Source organism: Pseudomonas sichuanensis, from assembly GCF_003231305.1.
GTDB classification, from domain to species: Bacteria; Pseudomonadota; Gammaproteobacteria; order Pseudomonadales; family Pseudomonadaceae; genus Aquipseudomonas; species Aquipseudomonas sichuanensis.
Map to the genome: position 1 here is coordinate 1 of NZ_QKVM01000161.1, position 303 is coordinate 303.

Here is a 303-nt window from a genome sequence, read left to right on the forward strand (position 1 = left end):
ATGGCCACCTGACTACCGGGTATCTGCGGCCTGGAATGGGTCAGCGGCGGGCGGAACAGCAGGTCCCAGGGGGTGGCGGTAAAGGTGTTGCTGTAGCGCTGCGCGGCATCACTCGGCTCGGCATGTTCTTCGAGCACCTGAGGCTGGCGCCCTTCGTGGTGCACGCTGGTCAGCAGCCACAGGTCGTTCCACGGCTCGCGCGGGTGGTCGGTCAGTTGCAGCAGGTGGCCGCTGAGCAGATGCGGGGCGTCACTTGCGCCCTCTGCCTGGCAATGGTTGGCCCGGCAACGTTGCAGCGCCCGT

General features: G+C 67.3%; 1 protein-coding gene. It reads right to left on the minus strand.

Features of this window, described 5'->3' with window-relative positions; translation table 11 throughout:
- A partial coding sequence (locus DM373_RS28550; protein WP_279630504.1) for a contractile injection system protein, VgrG/Pvc8 family occupies positions 1-303 on the minus strand: 303 nt, incomplete at both ends.